Source organism: Bacteroides sp. B1-V-101, from assembly GCF_023656585.1.
GTDB lineage: Bacteria > Bacteroidota > Bacteroidia > Bacteroidales > Bacteroidaceae > Bacteroides > Bacteroides thetaiotaomicron.
In genome coordinates this window covers 1-20,978 of the sequence record NZ_JAMOKH010000030.1, presented here as the reverse complement: position 1 = coordinate 20,978, position 20,978 = coordinate 1, and the positions used below count along the sequence as shown (strand labels likewise).

Here is a 20,978-nt window from a genome sequence, read left to right as displayed (position 1 = left end):
AGCAAGAAGGATATGAAAAATATATTTAAAATAGGAACTTTGGCGCTGTGTTTGGCGGTCGGACTTAGTTCGTGCAATGATTTCTTCGATGCAATCCCCGGTGAACAATATGACTTGGAGGATACGTTTACTAATCGCTCGAAGACAGAACAGTTTTTGAATAATGTGTATAATTATGTGCCCGATGAAACATTAGAACGTTCTGCAAGGAATACGATGTCGGGGATCTGGACAACCGGTTCGTTGGAATGCAAGCTTTCATGGGACGGAAATAATGGTAGCGAATGGGCTTCCGGAGCCACCTATGCAGGTTCCTCATGGATAAACTTCTGGTACATCGAGTACTATAAAGGAATTTCTCGTGCCAGTACATTTATCATGAATGTAGACCGTTGTTTGGAAGCTTCGGCCGCACAACGCAAACAGTGGAAAGCGCAAGCCAGAGCTTTACGTGCTTTCTATTACTTCATGATTTTCCGTTCCTACGGCCCATTTGTGATTTTGGGGGAAGAACCAATTCCATTGGATATTTCTACTGCTGAACTGCTGAAAGAACGTAATACGGTAGATGAATGTGTGGATTTTATGGCGAAGGAATTTGATGATGCGGCAAATGAGCTTCCTGATAGATATGACGGATCCAACTTGGGACGTATAGACAGAGCTGCATGTAAAGCTTTCAAAGCGAAAATGTTGTTGTATGCGGCAAGTCCGCTATTCAATTGTAATCCCGATTATGCCGCCATCGTTAATCCGGAAAGTGGCAAGCAACTCTTCCCGCAAGATAAATCGCAGGAAAAAGCGAAATGGGAGGCTGCACGTGATGCTTACAAAGAATTCTTTGATGAATACGGTAATACTTTCTCTTTATATACGGAGAAGACAGCTGATGGAAAGATTGATTTCTATGAATCTTATAGAAAAGTGACATCGGGAGTTTTGTACGGTACAGAGAATAAAGAACAGATTTTCATTCGCTTGGCAGACCATGATTACCGGGCTTACGAAACCACGCCTTATCACAAGGGGTACGATGATAATAATGGTGCTTTGAGAGGTGGTCTGGGATTTGGTGTACCTCAGGAGATGGTGGACTTGTACTTTATGAAAGACGGTCGCCGGATTGTTGACGATACGAACTATAAGGAATATGAGGGGGTACCTTCTAATGAATATTTGGGATGGTCGAGTGACTATACTGACGAAGTAGTTCCTTCCAGAACCTATTTCAAGAGCAATTCGAATCAAACATTGAAACAATGGGCTAATCGCGAACCGCGTTTTTATACGAACATTACATTCCATGGTTCTACTTGGTTGAAGACAGATACTCCGCGTGGAGAAATAACCACAGAACTGACTTATAACGGTAATTCCGGTTATGCTAATGCCAATTGGGATGCCCCTTACACGGGTTATGGTATGCGTAAAATGGCTTCAAAAGAAGGACGTAGCGGGGCTAACAGGCATTGTGCAACTTTGCTTCGTTTGGCAGACATGTACTTGGGGTATGCTGAAACGTTGAGCGCTTGTGACCAACGTAATGAAGCGATTAAGTATGTAAATAAGATACGCGCCCGTGCCGGTATTCCTGGATATGGTGCGGTAGGTACTAAGGACGATAATGGATTTGCATGCATTCCTTATGAAGATACACGTGACGGAGTGGACAAACGTATTCATCGTGAACGTTTGGTTGAGCTGATGTTCGAATGGAATCATTTCTTTGATGTACGTCGTTGGAAAGTAGCCGATATGGCTGTAGGCGATGATTGGATTTATCCTAAATATCATAGAGGTGGAGAAGGCGGACCTATTCATGGTATGGCTTTCCGTTCGGATGCTCCTGCATTTTTTGAGAAGGTAGTAGTAGAAACACGTACATTTTTGCCTAAACATTACCTCTTCCCGATTCCTGACGAAGATGTACGTCGTAATCCGAAGATGGTACAAAATCTGGGATGGACAACGGAGTAATATACTCCGGATGTCCGATTTGCGAATGAATGAAAGAAATTAATGAAAAGAAAAACAATGAAGATACCTCAAATAAGATGTAGCGATGTGAATGCAGTGAAGAGAATCATTTTTCTTTTGGTGCTGCTAATTCCCTTTTGTCTGGCAGGATGTTCGTCCGACGATGATGAAGGAGATAATGGAGGAGAAGGTCCGAACGAAGATGCTCCGGTTTCTTATGTACTTGGTTCGGGTAACACGAATATGCCCTCCAGTGGTACAATTATAGCGCAATATGCTGATGCTCCTGTCGATTCGGAAATCAGACGTTTGGTAGACGATAATGCTGACACGAAGTATGTTACTTATCATAGTAGTTTCAACATCACTTGGAATGGAAATAGTAGTAAGGCTGTCACTGCCTATTCGTTGACCTCGGCTGCCGATACTCCCGAAATGGATCCGAAAGATTGGACACTCTATGGTTCTAATGATAATACTACGTGGACAGAACTGGATGCGCAGACAAACCAACTTTTTGCAGCGAGAAAAGAAGAGAAAAGCTATGAAGTGGATAATGCAACTTCCTATCGTTACTACAGACTTTCTGTTGAAGCGAACAATGGTGGTGCTGCCACGCAGATAGCTGAATGGAAACTGGTGGCCATGCGTTCATATACGGAGAATATCAACGACTTGATTGCTAGTAAAGGTTCCAGTACGTTTAGTGCGATAACTCCGATGGGCAGACAGCATGAGAATGACAGAGAAGCTACGGCAGCAGACTTGAAATGGCTTGCCGATCCTGCTGAAGAACCTGAACCATTTGGAGATGGTGGGACGAAGATGGCTTGGAATACATTCAATGTTGTATCCATTTATCCAAATGGAAATCCTGTGATGTCTGATGTAAATCAGCGTTGGGTAGGTGACTGCTGTGCTTGTGCGGTGATTGCTTCGATGGCATACCTCTATCCCCGTTTCGTAAAACACATTATCAAGGATAATATGGACAAAACATACACAGTTACTATGTATGACCCGAAAGGAAAACAAATATCAGTTGGTGTAGGTGGCGACTATTTTATCGGTAATAGTGGCGATTTAGGTGCCTTAGGCGGCAGAAATAAAGAAGTCACTTGGGCTACGATTCTCGAAAAGGCTATGATTAAGTGGAATCAGATCTATCAAGGTAGTTCTAATGTCGGTGGTATTGGTACTGAATATGTTTCTGCTATCTTTACCGGCGACGGGGAAAGTGTAGGTTTCGGTGCAAATGCATTGATTGCCGAAGACTTGCAACGCGCGGTGGAAGTGTCGCTCAAACAGGGTAGACTGGTGATCGGTGGTTTTACAAGAAGCGGTGAACAGGTAGATCAAAATTGGCAGACGACCAGTGGGCATGCGTTTACGTTTATCTTGCCGGATGATAATACTCATCTTTTCAAGATGAGGAATCCTTGGGGAGGTACTACCGACGGTGTGATGAAAGTGAAGGATGACGGACGGATTCCGCCGATGATTGACTTACGTATTTGTGCGCCGGGAGCAGCCAAGAATTATGGAGTGGGACCGGACTTGGGAGGATATATACCTAATTTCTAATTTCAAATCTTAAAAGAAAAACATCATGAAGAAACTTATTTATATAATGTTGTCGTTGTGTTGCCTGGTTTTTTATAGTTGTGGCATGACGGAACCTTGGAAAGACTGGGAACATGAAGGTGACATGAGTGCAGACCGCTTGCGTCCTTCAGAGGTAAAAGAACTACTGTGTGCGGCAGACGGATGGAAAATGATTTATCAAGGAGTAACGTTCTACTTTCAGTTTGATGAAGAAGGAAATGTAGCATCGGATTCAGACGAAACGTTGTTGAAGAATGAGGTTGGAACAGATTATTCTCTGGATTTCCAGGGGGAAAAAGCGGTGTTGCTTACCTTGCTGAATGGAGGAATGCTACAATATTTGAACGAAAACTCGGAGACGACATTTGTCATTACGGGGTATTCTGATTCACAAATTACAGCTGTAGGACAGACGCATGGCAAAGAAATGATCTTGACTCCGGTCTCAACTGCAGCTTTGCAACAAGCTAAGGAGAGAAAACGATTGGCCATTATTGCTTATAATAAAGCACAGGCCATGGATTTGCTTAAGGGAGAGTTGAATAATGGTGTATTTCGTAGGTCATCCTCTTCTTTCCTTGCACACTATTTGATTATTTGCGACGAGAGCAATAATTGGAAAGTGAAGATTTCTGCAATAGATAACGGTGTGGTAAAACACACAGAGTATCCGATGATAATTGATACAACGAATGATGAAAATGCAGTGTTGACTTTGGGTAGCAATGTGACGGTAGATGGAATAAGTTTAAATAAACTCTATTACAACTATTTGAATGGTGAAATTGAAACTGACAATGCTAATGTTGTATGTGATACTCGGAAGGCCTCTGATATTGCAGCATGGTATGCAGATGGTTGGAAGACCCATATAGTAGATCAGGATGAGATTCATGCAGACTTTAAGGGAATCTTCCACTCTGGTGTGGAGTTTGATGATCGTAATCCGAGAAATTTGATTGCTTGTCCGTGGAGTGGTATGGGATCTTATATTGGCTTTGCGGTTACTATGACAGCAGATAATGCTACTGGTCGTATATTCATCAGCTTGGGCGAACCATATGATTTATTCGGATGGAATAATAATCCGGCTGATTATAACCGTGTACAGCAGGATTACAGTAAATTCCTCTCTTTCTGTGTTTCGGAAGACGGCTTCTATTGGAGTTATGATGACAATGACAGTATGGTGTATGTGTTAAGTGCTACAGGCGAGCGTTGGTTTAGAATGAAGAAGTAACCAGTCTTTGAAAAAAGCAAGAAAGTAAACAGAACATAATCTCGATTACTTTCTTGCTTTTGTTTTTGTTTGTACTCTATTTGTATTTTCTTATGGGCAATTATTTGATTATTAGTAATTTAATTTGTGCTCTGTTTGACTCCTAGTTCTCTACTCTGACATTCTCGTCCGGACGTGCTTTTTGTCACGTTAGAGTATAGTTATTAATTTTCTATTGCGTTAATTTGTAACGTGAATAATAACACTCGCTAATCTAATATTAATAGTTTAACTCTTATATCATGAATAAACAGAAACTACTGTCTATCACAATGACTCTATTGTTGGGAGTCTCCTCTATCTTTGCGCAAAAGCAGCCGGTGGATTACGTGAATCCCCTGATGGGAACCGACTCCAAGATTTCGCTCTCCAACGGAAACACCTATCCTGCCATTGCACTGCCTTGGGGGATGAACTTTTGGATGCCGCAGACCGGAAAGATGGGGGACGGTTGGGCTTACACGTATGCTTCTGACAAAATCAGAGGTTTCAAGCAGACCCACCAGCCCAGTCCCTGGATCAATGACTACGGACAGTTCTCCATTATGCCGATGACCAAACAGCTGAAGATTGATCAGGATAGCCGTGCTTCCTGGTTTTCGCATAAGGCAGAGAAAGCAACTCCTTATTATTACAGTGTTTATCTGTCAGAGTATAACATGACAACGGAGATTGCCCCGACGGAGCGTTGTGCGTATTTCCGTTTTACTTTCCCCGAAGCGTCCGATGCTTATGTGGTAGTAGATGCTTTCGACCGTGGTTCGTATGTGAAGGTGATTCCCGAAGAAAATAAGATTGTAGGTTATACGACACGTAACAGTGGCGGTGTTCCGCAGAATTTCAGGAACTACTTTGTGATAGAGTTCGACAAGCCTTTTACATTTAATAAAGTATGGGCGGACTACCATCTGGTAGAGACGCATCTTGAACTGCAATCCAATCACGTAGGTGCTGCCATCGGTTTTTCGACAAAGAAAGGAGAACAGGTGCATGCCAAAGTGGCTTCCTCATTCATCAGCCCCGAACAGGCGGAACTGAATCTGAAAGAAATCGGAAACAAGACATTCGAACAGACCAAGGAAGCCGGACGTAAAGCTTGGAATGACGTACTGGGACGTATCAAAGTCGAAGACGATGATGAGAACCGGATGCGTACCTTCTATTCTTGTCTGTATCGTTCGGTATTATTCCCCCGTATGTTCCACGAAGTGAATGCGAAGGGTGAAACGGTACATTACAGCCCTTATAACGGTGAAATCCGTCCGGGATATATGTTTACCGATACCGGTTTCTGGGATACGTTCCGTTGCCTGTTCCCGTTTGTCAATTTGATATATCCTTCAATGGGAGAGAAGATGCAGGAAGGACTGTTGAATACATATCTTGAAAGCGGATTCTTCCCCGAATGGGCGAGTCCGGGACATCGTGGCTGTATGGTCGGAAACAATTCGGCTTCCGTAGTGGCAGATGCTTTTATGAAGAATGTGACCAAAGCGGATGCGGAGAAAATGTATGAAGGTTTGCTCAAAGGAGCCAACAGTGTACATCCGAGAGTTTCTACAACAGGGCGCCGTGGATACGAATATTATAATAAACTGGGTTATGTGCCTTACGATGTAAAGATTAACGAGAATGCGGCGCGTACATTAGAGTATGCATACGATGACTGGTGCATCTACCGAATGGGTGAAAAGCTAGGGCGTCCGGCAGAAGAACTGGAACTCTATAAGAGCAGAAGCCAGAACTACCGCAACCTGTTCGACCCTGAAACAAAACTGATGCGTGGCAAGAACGCCGATGGCACCTTCCAGACTCCTTTTAATCCGTTCAAGTGGGGGGATGCCTTTACCGAAGGAAACAGCTGGCACTATACGTGGTCTGTATTTCATGATGTACAGGGACTGGCCGATTTGATGGGCGGCAGAAAGATGTTTGTCAGTATGCTCGATTCTGTGTTCAACCTTCCACCGATATTTGATGATAGCTACTACGGAGGTGTGATTCATGAAATCCGTGAAATGGAAATTGCCAATATGGGTAACTATGCGCACGGCAACCAGCCTATCCAGCACATGATTTACTTGTATAACTATGCAGGCGAGCCCTGGAAAGCACAGTACTGGCTGCGTGAAGTGATGAACCGCCTCTACTTTGCCACTCCCGACGGTTATTGTGGTGATGAGGATAACGGACAGACTTCTGCCTGGTATGTGTTTACCGCTTTAGGCTTCTATCCGGTATGTCCGGGCAGCAATGAATATGTGATGGGTGCTCCTTATTTCAAGAAAGCGACGATCACACTGGAGAACGGCAAGAAACTGGAAATCTCCGCTCCTAAAAATAGTGATGCCAATCGTTACATCCGTTCGCTGAACTATAACGGTAAGAACTATACAAAGAATTATCTGAATCATTTCGACTTGCTGAAAGGCGGACGTCTGGTATTTGATATGGATAATAAACCGAATAAAGGAAGAGGTATTAACGAATCCGACTTCCCCTATTCCTTCTCTCGTGATAACAAGTAAGCAGGTATGAATAAGATGAAAAAGAAAGTATTGATGATGACTATGGCGGCGGTAACCTTGTCCGCCGTAGCTCAGCAACCGGTAGATTACGTTAATCCGATTATCGGAACCAATGGTATGGGGCATACTTTTCCCGGTGCTTGCACCCCTTTCGGATGGGTACAGCTGAGTCCGGACACAGACACAATTCCACATAATGTGAATGGAGCTTATCAGAAGAATGCGTATGAATATTGTGCCGGTTACCAGTATCGGGATAAAACCATCGTAGGTTTCAGTCACACCCACCTCAGCGGCACGGGACATTCCGACCTGGGAGATATATTGCTGATGCCTGCTGTCGGCGATGTAAAATTGAATCCCGGACGGGCGGACCATCCGGAAGAGGGTTACCGTTCGCGCTTCGATCATGCCACAGAGAAAGCGACACCCGGATACTACGAAGTGATGCTGGACGACTATGGCATTAAAGCGCAACTGACAGCTACTCAACGGACGGGTGTACATAAATATACCTTCCCGAAAGGAAAAGACGGTCATCTGATCCTGGACCTGGTGCATGGTATCTATAATTATGACGGCAAAGTATTGTGGGCAAACCTGCGGGTGGAAAACGATACATTGCTGACAGGATACCGCATCACCAACGGATGGGCACGTATGAATTATACCTATTTTGCCATTTCCTTGTCACAGCCGATCAAGGATTACGGATATAAGGATAAGGAAAAGGTATTGTACAATGGCTTTTGGCGTCGTTTCAAGCTGGAGAAGAATTTCCCGGAAATCACTGGTCGAAAGATCGTGGCTTACTTTAACTTCGAAACGGCCAAAGATCCCGAACTGGTTGTAAAGGTAGCCTTGTCGGCAGTCAGCACGGAAGGCGCTGTAAAGAACCTGCGTGCCGAGGCTTCCGGAAAGAGCTTCGAACAGTTGGCGGAAGCTGCACGGACAGACTGGAACAATGAACTGGATCATTTCGAAATAGAAGGTACACCGGATCAGAAGGCGATGTTCTACACTTCGCTTTATCATACCATGATTAATCCGTCCGTGTATATGGACGTAGACGGTTCCTATCGCGGTCTGGATCATAACATACATCAGGCGAAAGGATTCACTAACTATACTATATTCTCACTTTGGGATACATATCGCGCGGAACATCCGTTCCTTAACCTGGTGAAACCGGAACGCAATGCGGATATGGTGGAATCAATGATCAAACATGAACAGCAGAGCGTGCATGGCATGTTGCCGATATGGAGCCTGATGGGAAATGAGAACTGGTGTATGAGCGGTTATCATGCTGTGTCTGTGCTGGCGGATGCAATAACCAAAGGAGTTTTTTCAAATGTGGATGAGGCATTATCGGCGATGGTTAGCACATCTACGGTACCTTACTATGAAGGTGTAGCCGATTATATGAAGCTGGGATATATCCCGCTGGACAAGAGTGGTACGGCAGCTTCCTCTACGTTGGAATATGCATACGACGACTGGACTATTTATCAGACAGCCTTGAAAGCCGGTAATAAAGAGATAGCGGATACTTACCGCAAACGTGCTCTCAACTATCGTAACATCTATGATACAAGCATCGGTTTTGCCCGTCCCCGCTACAGTGACGGCACATTCAAAAAAGAGTTCGATGTGTTGCAAACTTACGGCGAAGGCTTTATCGAAGGTAATTCATGGAACTTCTCCTTTCATGTACCGCATGATGTGTTTGGTATGATCGACCTGATGGGAGGAGAAAAGACATTCGTACAGAAACTGGACGAACTCTTCTCCATGCATCTGCCGGAGAAGTACTATGAACATAATGAGGATATTACGGAAGAATGCCTGGTAGGTGGATACATACATGGCAATGAACCGAGCCATCATGTACCTTATTTGTACGCATGGACCTCCCAACCGTGGAAAACACAGTACTGGCTGCGTGAAATCCTGAACAAGATGTATAAGAATGACATCAACGGACTGGGTGGAAATGATGATTGCGGACAGATGTCGGCATGGTATCTTTTCTCTGTGATGGGCTTCTATCCGGTTTGTCCGGGTACAGACCAGTATGTCCTTGGTGCTCCCTATCTGCCCTATCTGAAGCTGACACTTCCCAACGGAAAGACACTGGAAATCAAAGCGCCGGGCGTCAGCGACAAGAAGCGTTATGTACAGTCACTGAAACTGAACGGTGAGTCTTATGATAAAATGTACATCACACACGAGGATATCCTGAAAGGAGGCGTATTGGAATTTAAAATGTCGGCATCGCCCAACAAACGTCGTGGAGTATCGGTGCAGGACAAACCTTATTCATTAACTAATGGAATCAATTAACAGCATCAATAAATAATCAAGAAAAGAATATGAAAAAGAGACATTTGGTATATGCAATTGCCCTGATTGTGGGCATGGGAGCTTGTGCGGCAAGTGCGAAGAAGCAAGCCGAAGCAAAACCGGACGTATGGAAAAGCTACAATGTAGGAACTGTCTTGTTCGAAGATAAAGCTTCGGAAACAAAAGGTTCGGACATTTATCACCGGATCATTCCGGATGCGGAGTCTTATATCAAAGAGCAGGCACGCACTGTATTGGCTACTCTTTATAACTCACCGGAAGACAGCATAACTCCGGTGAACAAGATACATTATACACTGGAAGACATCGAAGGAATTTCTGCCAAAGGCGGTGGTAATGGAGACGTTACTATCTTCTACAGCACACGGCATATCGAGAAATCATTTGCGGAAAACGATACGGCAAAGCTGTTCTTCGAAACGCGTGGGGTACTGTTGCACGAACTGACACACGCCTATCAGCTGGAACCGCAAGGCATCGGCTCTTACGGAACCAATCGTGTATTCTGGGCATTTATTGAAGGAATGGCAGATGCCGTACGTGTAGCCAACGGCGGATTCGACGGACCGAATGCCCGTCCGAAAGGAGGAAACTACATGGACGGTTATCGGACGGCAGGTTATTTCTTCGTCTGGTTGCGCGACAATAAAGATCCTGAATTCCTGCGTAAGTTTAACCGCAGCACACTGGAGGTGATTCCCTGGTCGTTTGACGGAGCTATCAAGCATATCTTGGGAACGGAATATAGCATAGATGAACTATGGCATGAATATCAGGTTGCCGTAGGTGATATACAGGTGTAATATACGATTGGATATGGTTAATAAAGTTGGTAGAAAAAGGTTGTTTTTGGTTTGGTCGTGTCTGGTGAGTATCTTGCCGGGCATGGCTCAAACTGAAAAGCTGACGGACTACGTGAACCCGTTTGTCGGTACGGATGGTTATGGAAATGTTTATCCCGGTGCACAGATTCCTTTCGGGGGAATCCAGATAAGCCCCGATACGGACAGCCGCTTCTATGATGCAGCTTCCGGATACAAATACAATCATCTGACATTGATGGGATTCAGTTTGACGCACTTGAGCGGAACAGGTATTCCGGACTTGGGCGACTTTCTGTTTATCCCCGGAACGGGAGAAATGAAACTGGAACCCGGTACTCATGAAGATCCCGATCAAGGCTATCGTTCGCGTTACTCACATGATAAGGAGTGGGCGTCCCCCAATTATTATGCTGTGGAACTGGCAGACTATGGAGTCAAAGCCGAAATGACTTCCGGTGTGCGTAGCGGTATGTTCCGTTTTACTTATCCGGAGTCGGACAATGCGTTCATCATGATTGATATGAACCATACGCTCTGGCAATCCTGTGAATGGTCGAATCTGCGAATGATAAACGATTCGACTATCACCGGATACAAACTGGTGAAAGGTTGGGGGCCGGAACGTCATGTGTACTTCACGGCTACTTTCTCAAAGAAGTTGACCGGACTGCGCTTTGTACAAGACAAAAAGCCGGTTATTTATAACACTTCCCGATTCCGCAGCTCTTACGAAGCCTGGGGAAAGAATCTGATGGCTTGTATCTCCTTTGATACAAAAGCAGGGGAGGAAGTGACGGTGAAAACAGCCATCTCCGCAGTCAGCACAGACGGTGCCCGGAATAATATGAAGGAACTCGACGGATTAACTTTCAACGAGTTAAGGGCGAAAGGGGAAGCCCTTTGGGAAAAGGAACTTGGAAAATATACGTTGACTGCTGACCGAAAGACAAAGGAAACGTTTTATACTTCCGCCTATCATGCCGCTCTGCATCCGTTTATCTTTCAGGATTCGGACGGGCAGTTCCGCGGACTAGACAAGAACATAGAAAAAGCGGAAGGATTCACGAACTATACGGTGTTCTCTCTTTGGGATACCTATCGGGCTTTGCATCCCTGGTTTAACTTGGTTCAGCAGGAGGTGAATGCGGACATTGCAAATTCTATGTTGGCTCATTACGACAAGAGTGTGGAGAAGATGCTTCCTATCTGGTCCTTCTACGGCAACGAAACCTGGTGTATGATTGGTTATCACGCCGTATCCGTATTGGCGGATATGATCGTGAAAGAAGTGAAAGGCTTTGATTACGAGCGTGCATACGAAGCGATGAAAACCACAGCGATGAATCCGAACTACGATTGCCTTCCGGAATATCGTGAAATGGGCTATGTACCATTCGATAAGGAAGCGGAGTCAGTGTCAAAGACACTGGAATATGCTTATGATGATTATTGCATCGCACAGGCAGCCAAGAAATTAGGCAAAGAAGACGATTATCATTATTTCCTCAACCGTGCTTTGTCTTATCAGACCTTGATTGATCCCGAAACGAAATATATGCGCGGACGCGACAGCAAAGGTGACTGGCGCACTCCGTTTACTCCGGTTGCCTATCAGGGTCCGGGATCGGTACATGGCTGGGGTGATATCACGGAAGGATTCACGATGCAATATACCTGGTATGTGCCGCAAGATGTGCAGGGATATATCAACGAGGCCGGTAAGGAACTGTTCCGCAAACGCCTGGATGAGCTTTTTACGGTAGAACTGCCGGATGATATCCCCGGAGCACATGATATACAGGGACGTATCGGAGCCTATTGGCATGGAAATGAACCTTGCCATCATGTCGCTTACCTCTACAACTACCTGAAAGAACCGTGGAAATGTCAGAAGTGGATACGTACCATTGTCGATCGTTTCTACGGAAATACACCGGATGCATTGAGTGGTAACGACGATTGCGGACAGATGTCTGCGTGGTATATGTTCAACTGCATCGGTTTCTATCCGGTGGCTCCGTCCAGCAATATTTATAATATCGGTTCGCCATGCGCAGAGGCTATTACGGTCCGGATGAGTAATGGAAAAAACATCGAAATGACAGCGGACAACTGGTCGCCAAAGAACCTGTATGTGAAGGAGCTTTATGTCAACGGTAAAAAGTACGATAAGTCCTACCTGACGTATGATGATATCCGTGATGGAGTGAAACTCCGTTTTGTGATGAGTGGTAAGCCGAATTACAAACGGGCGGTGTCCGATGAGGCTGTACCTCCTTCGATTTCTTTACCGGAGAAGACGATGAAGTATAAATCATCAATTGGGTTTTAATAAGGTTAGGTATTAAGATAAAAATGGAAAGGATGAGGCTGGGCTTCATCCTTTTTTTAGAACTGATATCCGATACTTATAAAGAACGAATGCATATAGTGGGATTTCAATATAGTCCCGCTTGTTTTACTTTTTGCTCGAAAACCATTCCTTAAATTCCGCTACCCGTGCTTTGCTTACCAATATCTTCTCTGTCATTCTGGAGTGACGCAGATTAATGGACAACCGGCTGTTGAACCACAAATCGATATCCTTGATCGCCTCCCTTGAAATCAGAAACTGTCGGTTGACTCTGAAGAAGAGACTAGGATTCAAACAATCGACCAACTCATCCAGCGTAAGAGAAAAATTGTATTCCATCCCGTCCGTTAAGACAGCTTTTACCTGACAATCTTTGATATAGAACAGTTGAATCATGTCGATCGAGACAGGAAGTAGCTTATCGCCTTTTATCGGTATGAGGAAATGCGTCTTGTAATTCTCCTGTTTTTTCAGCGAGTGAATGAGGTGAAGTAGTTCCTCTTCCTTATTTTCCCGTCTGCTTCCGTTTTCGGGGATGGTATCCTGCAAGTTGTCCAATTTTTCAAACGCATGTTCGATGTCCTCTTTGCCGATAGGTTTCAGCAGGTAGTCGATACTGTTCACTTTGAAGGCACGCAGGGCATATTCGTCGTAAGCCGTGGTGAAGATAATGGGGCAGGTGATGCTGATATGATCGAATATTTCGAAAGCAGAACCATCCGCCAGGTGAATATCCATAAAAACGAGTTCCGGCATCGGGTGGATGCCGAACCATTCGATGGTGGAATTGATGCTGTCCAGTATGGCAATAATTTCAGCTTCCGGTTTCACTTCGTTGAGCAGGGAAGTCAGATTGCGTACAGCAGCTTTTTCATCTTCAATAATAACTGTTTTCATAACACTTGGCTTGTCGTTCATTGTACTTCATCAATAAGAGGAATGCAAACGGAAAACTCTTTGTCCTCTGTGATTTGTATGTCCTGTTTGAATAATAGCCGGTAGCGTTTGGCGAGATTGACAAGACCGATGCCGGTGCCGGAGGCAGCGGTCCGTTTGGGCTGAATGTCGTTGCTTACGGACAGATATCCTTCGTTGTTGGTGACGATATGGATAGTCAGCGGTTTGCGGTCGCTGATTTCATTGTGCTTCACGGCATTCTCTATCAACACCTGTACCGCCATCGGAGGGAGGCGGTAGTCTTCGAAAGACTTGGCTATCTGTATATCAAACTGCAAGTTGTTCTCAAAACGCATCTTCAGCAGGAAGATGTAAGCAGAAGCGAACTCCATCTCTTCCCGGAGGCTGACGCTTTGCGATTCGTTGCTTTGTAGCGTATACCTCAGTACCCGCGAGAGTTCCTGAATATAATCCTGTGCCTTATCCTGATTCTCCCGTACCAGTGAACGCAGCGTATTCAGTGAGTTGAACAACATGTGCGGATTGAGCTGATTCTTCAATACTTCATACTGGTTGCGGATGTTTTCCGCCTGTAACTGTTCGTTCTCAATCAATACCAGTTGCTGGCGGCGGACAAGGTAGATGATGCAGCAACTGCTGGTGACGAGGCAAGCCATGATGAAGTCGCGCAACGGATGGAGATAGTGGTGCACCATCGCATCGATGGCGGGAATGTCGAATGTCCGGTGCAGGAAGACGAACACTTGTCCCAGCAGATTGCTGAGTATCCATGTCAGGATGAAGGAAAGCAGAATCTTTGCAGCCGTTATTTTAATGGACGCCTGGTTGAAATGGAACAAGCGCGTATTGATGGCGAAAAGTATGAGTAACGAAACGAAGGTAAACAGAATCTCATTTGCCACATCCATAAACTTCATTCCCGGGAAAAGCGAATGGCTTTCGAAACGGTCGAAGAGAGAGACCGATTCCGGAAAATGAATGAGCACAGCCACCATCAGCGAGATGATGACCGTGGACAGGAAATACTTATCTTTATTGATAGCTTTCAGTACCATGTTGCAAAGATAATGGTTAATTACGAATTATGCATGATGAATGGCTGTCGGTGCACGGCAGATTATTGTTTTTGGATATGTGCCGTGACGTACATCCCCGGTCGGAACTGCGGATTCGTCTCCTTGATGGAAGCGTATACTTCGAGTGAGCGGTTCACTTCGTCCACTTTTTGTCCGATGGAGATGACCGTGCCGTTGAACGTCTGTGTGCCCATGCCGTTGACACGGAATTGTACGGGACTGCCTGTTTGCATATCTGCAAGGTCTTTCTCGTAAGTAGTCAGGCAGAGCATCGGTGCGCTTTTATCAATCACTTCGCAGAGAGCTTCTCCCGGATTGATGTACTTTCCCATGTTCATAGCTACATTGACCACATATCCGCTGATAGGAGCTTTTACTTCCAGAAGCGGCTGGATGCCATCCCGAAGCAATGTTTCCGGATTCACACCCAAAAGCGAAAGTTGTGCGGCGGCGGCATCCTGACGGCTTTTCATCGAAAGATAGTCTGCTTTGCTTTGCTGGAACTTCTTCTGCGAAGCCGCTTGTTCGGCAGAGAGATTCTTTTGCCGTTCGTATTCCATACGCAGATATTCTGTTTGTGCGTGGCTGTCCAGATAAGTCTGTTGGAGGGTGATAAACTCCGGATTCTCCAAAGTGGCGATTACAGAGTTCTTGGTAACGTGTTGTCCGGGGAGTAAGGAAGTGTTTTTGATCACTCCGCCGATAGTCAGTGCGACGGTTGCCTGCCGTTGGGGCGGAAGGACGATCCGGCCGTTGAACGAAACCTGATTGGGGCGGGAAGTAGCGGAAGTGATTGCATCCACTTCGGGCTGTGCAGTGGCATCGGCGTCGCTTTGACCATTGTTTTTTCCCATTTCCGGATTCACGCTTTCTGTTGCAGGGTCCGCCACAGACTCTGATTCCGCCGTTTGTTGTTGTCCCTTGCAAGCTACTAAGGCGAGCAGAAGGATGGGGTAAAATATCTTTCTCATAACTTTTTTATATTAAGTACTCTTGCAAAATAATCTTCTATATTAACAGGAAAACTGTTCATTAAAACTCTCCACTCTCCACTTATTCAAACAATTCATGTTCCAGAGCGGCAATGTTATACTGATAAACGGTTTCGATATACCCTCGCCGGATGTCCCGTGCCGTCGTCACGGACTGTATGTATTCGGCAATGCCCGTTTCGCTCTGTTGCAGTTGCAGGTTGGCGGCTTTGGTTAGTTCTTCCGCTTCTTTGAGAGCTGAAGTAGTATAATAGCGCAGGCTCTCGTTGTATCTCCGGAGAGAGGCTTCCAGCTCCATCACCTTGTTGCGAAGTTCGCGGATGTTGGCATCCGCCTGAATCTGTGCCGAAGCAGCAGCCAGTCTGGCTTGCTTCACCTTGCTTTTCTGGGGCAGGAAGTAAACGGGGAAGGAGACTCCCACCATCCATGCATTCAGATTCTTCAAGGGAAGAATGTCCTGACGGGTATATCCTATGCTGATCTCCGGAAAGAAGTGGCTGCGTTCTACATGAAGCATTGCTTTCGCTTCTTCCGCCTGACTCCGGAAGTATCCGGTATGCGCTTCGGACAGATTACCGTCCGAAAGGGTGGTATAAAAGAGAGATAAGGTCGAATCTGCCGGCACGATCGGGCTGTCGGCATAACAGCACCACTGGAAACGTGCCAGTGCCGTCTTTTCCTCTTCTTGTGCCTGATACCAGCGGTTGTGCAGGTCGGCGGCGGTAGTCGTCATCATGTTCTTTTCGAGCAGGGTGATTTCTCCTTGTTGATAACGTATTTCGCCGATACGTTTCAACTCTTCCGCCATCTTGTCCTGATCACGGTACATGGAGCAGAGGTTAGCGGCATATTGATAGTAAGCCCATGCCCGTTTTACTTCCGCTATCACTTCTTTTTCCACCATCCGGCGATAATAAGTACTTGTCTTTACCTGTCGGCTGACCAGTGCATTCTTGTAAAACGGAGTCAGCAGCGAACCGAGGCTCTGTTCGAAGGCAAGTTCCTTGTCTTGCTTGTTTTCTCCGTTGAGTTGTCCCCATGAGTAACTGAATGAGGTGGGAGCTGCCTCGACAATCTCTCCGCGAGTGGCTTTTGCCTGACGGATGGCGTTGGCGGCTATTTTCAGTCTCGGATGATTTTGTTTGGCTATCTCGATGGCCTGTTCCAGACTGACCGCTTCCGGTTGCTGCGCTGAGGCGAAAGAAGGAATCAGCAGCAACAACGGCAGGATGACGAAGAACGGCAGATAAAACTTGCTTCCGGGACGTCTCCATACAGCAAATGAGTTGACAATCTTGTAGAATACCGGAATGATAAGCAAAGTCAGCACGGTAGAGATAATCAGTCCGCCGATGACGACCGTAGCCAGCGGGCGTTGTACCTCGGAACCGGCGGAAGTGGCGATTGCCATCGGGACAAATCCCAGCGAGGCGACCAGTCCGGTGAGGAATACGGGACGCAGCAGATGCGGGGTGCCCAGAGTGAGGATTCGGTTGGTAGTCATAGCATATTTATTTCGTTTACGAAGTTCGTTGAAATGGTTCACCATCAGGATACCGTTCAGTACAGCCACACCGAACAAGGCGATGAAACCGACTCCTGCCGAGATGCTGAACGGGAGTCCGCGCAGCCAGAGGGCTACGATACCTCCGATAAGTGACAGCGGGACGGTGGAGAATACCATCAATGTATAAGTAATGTTCTTGAAAGCGAAAAACAAGATCAGCAGAATCAGCATCAGTGCTACCGGAATGACGATCATCAGCGTATTGATGGCGTTTTGCAGGTTCTCAAACTGACCGCCGTATTCGAAGTAGTAGCCCGGTTGCAGTTTGATGTTCTTGTCCAGTGTCTTCTGGATGTTGGCCACTACTTGCTGAATGTCCGCGTCGCGTACGTTCACACCAATCACGATGCGGCGTTTGGTAGCGTCGCGGTTGATCTGCAACGGACCGCTGACAAGTTCGATGCTTGCCACCTCGCCGACCGGAATCTGAATGCCTTCGGAAGTACGCACAAAGAGCTTGTCCAGATTTAAGTCTGCCACTTTCTCCTGATCCAGACGTACGACAAGGTCGAACTTCCGTTCGTTTTCGAAAACCACACCGCTGGCTTCTCCGGCATAGGCTGTCCGGATAATCGTGTTGAGTTCTTCGATATTTATGCCGTAACGGGCTATCTTGCCGCGGTTGTATTTGACAACCAGCTGAGGCAATCCCATCGTCTGCTCTACGATGACGTCTGCTGCCCCCGGCACTTTCTCTACATACGTGGCGGCTTCCTTTGCCCTCTGATAAAGTTCGTGCGTGTCTTCGCCGTATAACTTGACTGCAATATCGGCTTTCGCACCTGTCATCAGTTCGTTGAACCGGAGCTGTATCGGCTGCGAGAAGTTAAACTCGGCACGTTCCGAGAGGGGTTCGAGCGCTTCTTTCATCTTCTCTACCATTTCCGCACGGCTCGTTGCACTGGTCCATTCCTTGAAAGGTTTCATGATGATCATCACGTCGGCGTCTTCCACTGCCATCGGGTCGGTGGGGACTTCTGCCGTACCGATCTTCGCCACTACGTGCTTGATTTCGGGAAACTGATCCATCAATGTCTTTTCCGCTTCTTCGGAGAGTTTGATACTTTCCGAAAGTGAACTTCCGGCGGGTAAGGTCATCTGCATGGCGAAGTCGCCTTCGTCCAGTGTCGGGATGAACTCGGCACCCAGACGGGTGAAGAGGAAGAGGGACCCGATCAGTGCGGCAAAAGCAATGACTACGGTGCGTGCTTTGTGATGCAGGCAGGCATGCAGGCAACGCTGGTAGAGTTTGTTCAGCTGTTCGAAGAATCGGTCGGCAAGTGTCGGCTTCACTACGATGGTATGTTTCAGGAAGAGCGACGCCATCATAGGGACGTATGTCAGTGACAGGATCAAGGCACCGATGATGCAGAACACCAGGGTTTTGGCCATTGGAGTGAAGTATTTTCCTTCGATTCCGTTCAGAGTCAGTATCGGGAAGAACACGATGAGAATAATCAGTACGGCGAATGTAGCCGAGCGGACTACACCGGAAGCGCCTTTTTCCACTTCTTCGTCCATCTCTTTGCGGGTTAGTGTCCGTCCGCGGAACTGCTTGCTGTAGATATGTGCCAGGATACCTTCCAGTATGACAATGGAACCATCTACCACAATACCGAAGTCGATGGCGCCGAGGCTCATCAGATTGGCGGTCACGTTGAAAAGACGCATCATGATGAATGCGAAAAGCATAGCCAGCGGGATGACCGAAGCTACAATCAGCCCGGCACGGACGTTGCCCAGAAAGATAATAAGTACGAGGAAGACGATGATGGCTCCTTCAATAAGGTTGTTGACGACGGTGGAGATGTTCCGGTTGACCAGTTCCGAACGGTTCAGATACGGTTCGATACTGATGCCTTCGGGCAATAAGTGCTGTATCTTTTCCACCCGCTTTTCCAGTTCCTGCGTCACTACATTGGCGTTGGCGCCTTTCAGCATCATGGCAATTCCGCCTACGCATTCGCCCTTTCCGTCCATCGTCATCGCACCGAAACGTTTGGGGGCGCCGAAGCGGACAGCGCCTACGTCACTGATGTGTACGGGAATCCCGTTCCGGTTGGCTACCACGATCTGCTCGATGTCTTTGATGCGGGTGATCATCCCTTCCGAACGGATGTAATAGGCATTCTTTGCTTTCTCGATGTAGCTTCCGCCCGTGTTCTGGTTGTTGCTGCTCAGTGCTTCGAACACTTCGCCGATGGTGATGTTCAGTGAAAACAGGGCGTCGGGGTCTACCGCCACTTCGTATTGTTTCAGATAACCTCCGAAACTATTTATTTCCACGATGCCCGGTATGCCCGATAACTGGCGTTTCACCATCCAGTCCTGAATGGTACGGAGTTCCATAGCGTCATATTTCTCTTCGTATCCCGGAGCTACTTTCAATATGTATTGGTAGATTTCGCCCAGTCCGGTGGTGATCGGCATCATTTCCGGTGTTCCCAGTTCGGTGGAGATTTCGCCGGATACGGTTTGTATCTGCTCGTTGATCAGCTGGCGGGCATCGAGTGTGGGCACGTCTTCCTTGAAGACGACCGTTACCACTGATAGCCCGAAGCGACTGACGGAACGGATATCTTCTACATTCATGATGTTGCTCATCGCTATTTCGATGGGCATGGTGATGAGCTGCTCCACTTCCTGCGGCGCAAGCGTAGGAGATACGGTTACAATCTGCACCTGATTGTTGGTTATGTCTGGCACGGCGTCAATGGGGAGCGTCAGCATGGCATAGATTCCCCCGATAAACAGGAAGAGGGTGGTTAACCCTACGAATAGTTTTTTCCTGATCGAAAAACGTACGATAGCTTTAAACATGATTTTACAGTGTTATTGTTTCATGTTACAAAGTTACGGACTATCCTTATCCGTGATTATCGGGAAAAGATGAAGCGGAAAGATTGACGGGTGAAATGACGAAATCAAGGTCTGAACGTGAAGGGCTGCTGTCTGTCGAATCAAGGAGTTTGAACGTCCTTTGGCTATTCGTCACAACGTTTTATGCAGCGTTTTTATTGTCACTTGTCACTTTTACGACTTAATACGTTGCAAATTAGAATGGTAAGGGTGATAATAAGAGGTGACAATAGGGTGATAATAGGCGGAACTTAGTTTTTTATTGTCACCGCAAAGAGTTGAAGCCGGGCGCTACGTCAGGTGAGACGAAACATTGAGCATTACTAAATCGAATGAAAAATGAATCAAACAGCAGTATCTCCATTGGGGGGGAGACTAAAAAGTCGATTCTATCTCTATTCTCCTCCTTCCCGAAGGAGGAGATTTAAGATACTATTGACTATCATTTGACTCAAAACATGTTTGGACATGAACATAAACTCTATAACATTATCGATAGAACTCTATGTGGTGTCTTACCCTGGATTTGGTTGACTACTATAAGTATCAACTAAAATGAATAAAAGATGAAAAAGAGTGACATGACCTTTAGTCCTTATCAGCTTGAACTTCTTGGCGATTTCTATCGTTCGA

At 46.3% G+C, this 20,978-nt stretch carries 11 protein-coding genes; 7 read left to right on the top strand and 4 right to left on the bottom strand.

The window, feature by feature from the left end; genetic code table 11:
• Window positions 1-12: 12 nt before the first annotated feature.
• From NBH01_RS19025 to NBH01_RS18995, 7 genes are all read left to right on the top strand, one after another.
• Window positions 13-1,977 carry a RagB/SusD family nutrient uptake outer membrane protein gene (locus NBH01_RS19025; RefSeq protein ID WP_225679607.1) on the top strand — a complete coding sequence of 655 codons (1,965 nt, stop codon included), beginning with the start codon at window positions 13-15 and terminating at the stop codon, window positions 1,975-1,977.
• A 57-nt stretch (window positions 1,978-2,034) separates the two neighbouring features.
• On the top strand, window positions 2,035-3,561 hold the full coding sequence (locus NBH01_RS19020; protein WP_118307005.1) for a C2 family cysteine protease: 1,527 nt from the start codon (window positions 2,035-2,037) through the stop codon (window positions 3,559-3,561).
• Window positions 3,562-3,586: 25 nt separating this feature from the next.
• Window positions 3,587-4,822 (top strand): DUF4302 domain-containing protein, encoded by a 1,236-nt coding sequence (locus NBH01_RS19015; RefSeq protein WP_008760880.1) that lies wholly within the window; start codon window positions 3,587-3,589, stop codon window positions 4,820-4,822.
• Between the two features lie 281 nt (window positions 4,823-5,103).
• Window positions 5,104-7,389 (top strand): GH92 family glycosyl hydrolase, encoded by a 2,286-nt coding sequence (locus NBH01_RS19010; RefSeq protein ID WP_008760881.1) that lies wholly within the window; start codon window positions 5,104-5,106, stop codon window positions 7,387-7,389.
• Between the two features lie 6 nt (window positions 7,390-7,395).
• On the top strand, window positions 7,396-9,735 hold the full coding sequence (locus NBH01_RS19005; RefSeq protein WP_250700224.1) for a GH92 family glycosyl hydrolase: 2,340 nt from the start codon (window positions 7,396-7,398) through the stop codon (window positions 9,733-9,735).
• Window positions 9,736-9,764: 29 nt separating this feature from the next.
• Window positions 9,765-10,559, top strand: coding sequence for a basic secretory family protein (locus tag NBH01_RS19000; RefSeq protein ID WP_008764203.1), 795 nt, complete (start codon window positions 9,765-9,767; stop codon window positions 10,557-10,559).
• Between the two features lie 13 nt (window positions 10,560-10,572).
• On the top strand, window positions 10,573-12,912 hold the full coding sequence (locus NBH01_RS18995; RefSeq protein WP_032840490.1) for a GH92 family glycosyl hydrolase: 2,340 nt from the start codon (window positions 10,573-10,575) through the stop codon (window positions 12,910-12,912).
• A 126-nt stretch (window positions 12,913-13,038) separates the two neighbouring features.
• On the opposite strand, the gene NBH01_RS18990 is transcribed toward NBH01_RS18995, so the two are convergent.
• From NBH01_RS18990 to NBH01_RS18975, 4 genes are all read right to left on the bottom strand, one after another.
• The gene (locus NBH01_RS18990) at window positions 13,039-13,830 is read right to left on the bottom strand and encodes a LytR/AlgR family response regulator transcription factor (RefSeq protein ID WP_032840577.1); all 792 of its coding nucleotides are present in this window, start codon (window positions 13,828-13,830) and stop codon (window positions 13,039-13,041) included.
• Between the two features lie 17 nt (window positions 13,831-13,847).
• Complete coding sequence (locus NBH01_RS18985) at window positions 13,848-14,906, bottom strand: sensor histidine kinase (RefSeq protein ID WP_008760884.1); 1,059 nt, start codon at window positions 14,904-14,906, stop codon at window positions 13,848-13,850.
• Between the two features lie 62 nt (window positions 14,907-14,968).
• Window positions 14,969-15,898: an efflux RND transporter periplasmic adaptor subunit gene (locus tag NBH01_RS18980; RefSeq protein ID WP_070751102.1), complete on the bottom strand. Its 930-nt coding sequence runs from the start codon at window positions 15,896-15,898 to the stop codon at window positions 14,969-14,971.
• Between the two features lie 82 nt (window positions 15,899-15,980).
• A complete protein-coding gene (locus NBH01_RS18975) occupies window positions 15,981-20,306 on the bottom strand; it encodes a CusA/CzcA family heavy metal efflux RND transporter (protein WP_234141225.1) in 4,326 nt (1,441 codons plus the stop codon).
• Window positions 20,307-20,978: the final 672 nt, after the last annotated feature.

Excerpts from the sequence above, each read along its gene's own strand:
- NBH01_RS19025 (WP_225679607.1), top strand. The coding sequence starts at position 13 with ATGAAAAATATATTTAAAATAGGAACTTTGGCGCTGTGTTTGGCGGTC.
- NBH01_RS19020 (WP_118307005.1), top strand. The coding sequence starts at position 2,035 with ATGAAGATACCTCAAATAAGATGTAGCGATGTGAATGCAGTGAAGAGA.
- NBH01_RS19015 (WP_008760880.1), top strand. The coding sequence starts at position 3,587 with ATGAAGAAACTTATTTATATAATGTTGTCGTTGTGTTGCCTGGTTTTT.
- NBH01_RS19010 (WP_008760881.1), top strand. The coding sequence starts at position 5,104 with ATGAATAAACAGAAACTACTGTCTATCACAATGACTCTATTGTTGGGA.
- NBH01_RS19005 (WP_250700224.1), top strand. The coding sequence starts at position 7,396 with ATGAATAAGATGAAAAAGAAAGTATTGATGATGACTATGGCGGCGGTA.
- NBH01_RS19000 (WP_008764203.1), top strand. The coding sequence starts at position 9,765 with ATGAAAAAGAGACATTTGGTATATGCAATTGCCCTGATTGTGGGCATG.
- NBH01_RS18995 (WP_032840490.1), top strand. The coding sequence starts at position 10,573 with ATGGTTAATAAAGTTGGTAGAAAAAGGTTGTTTTTGGTTTGGTCGTGT.
- NBH01_RS18990 (WP_032840577.1), bottom strand. The coding sequence starts at position 13,830 with ATGAAAACAGTTATTATTGAAGATGAAAAAGCTGCTGTACGCAATCTG.
- NBH01_RS18985 (WP_008760884.1), bottom strand. The coding sequence starts at position 14,906 with ATGGTACTGAAAGCTATCAATAAAGATAAGTATTTCCTGTCCACGGTC.
- NBH01_RS18980 (WP_070751102.1), bottom strand. The coding sequence starts at position 15,898 with ATGAGAAAGATATTTTACCCCATCCTTCTGCTCGCCTTAGTAGCTTGC.
- NBH01_RS18975 (WP_234141225.1), bottom strand. The coding sequence starts at position 20,306 with ATGTTTAAAGCTATCGTACGTTTTTCGATCAGGAAAAAACTATTCGTA.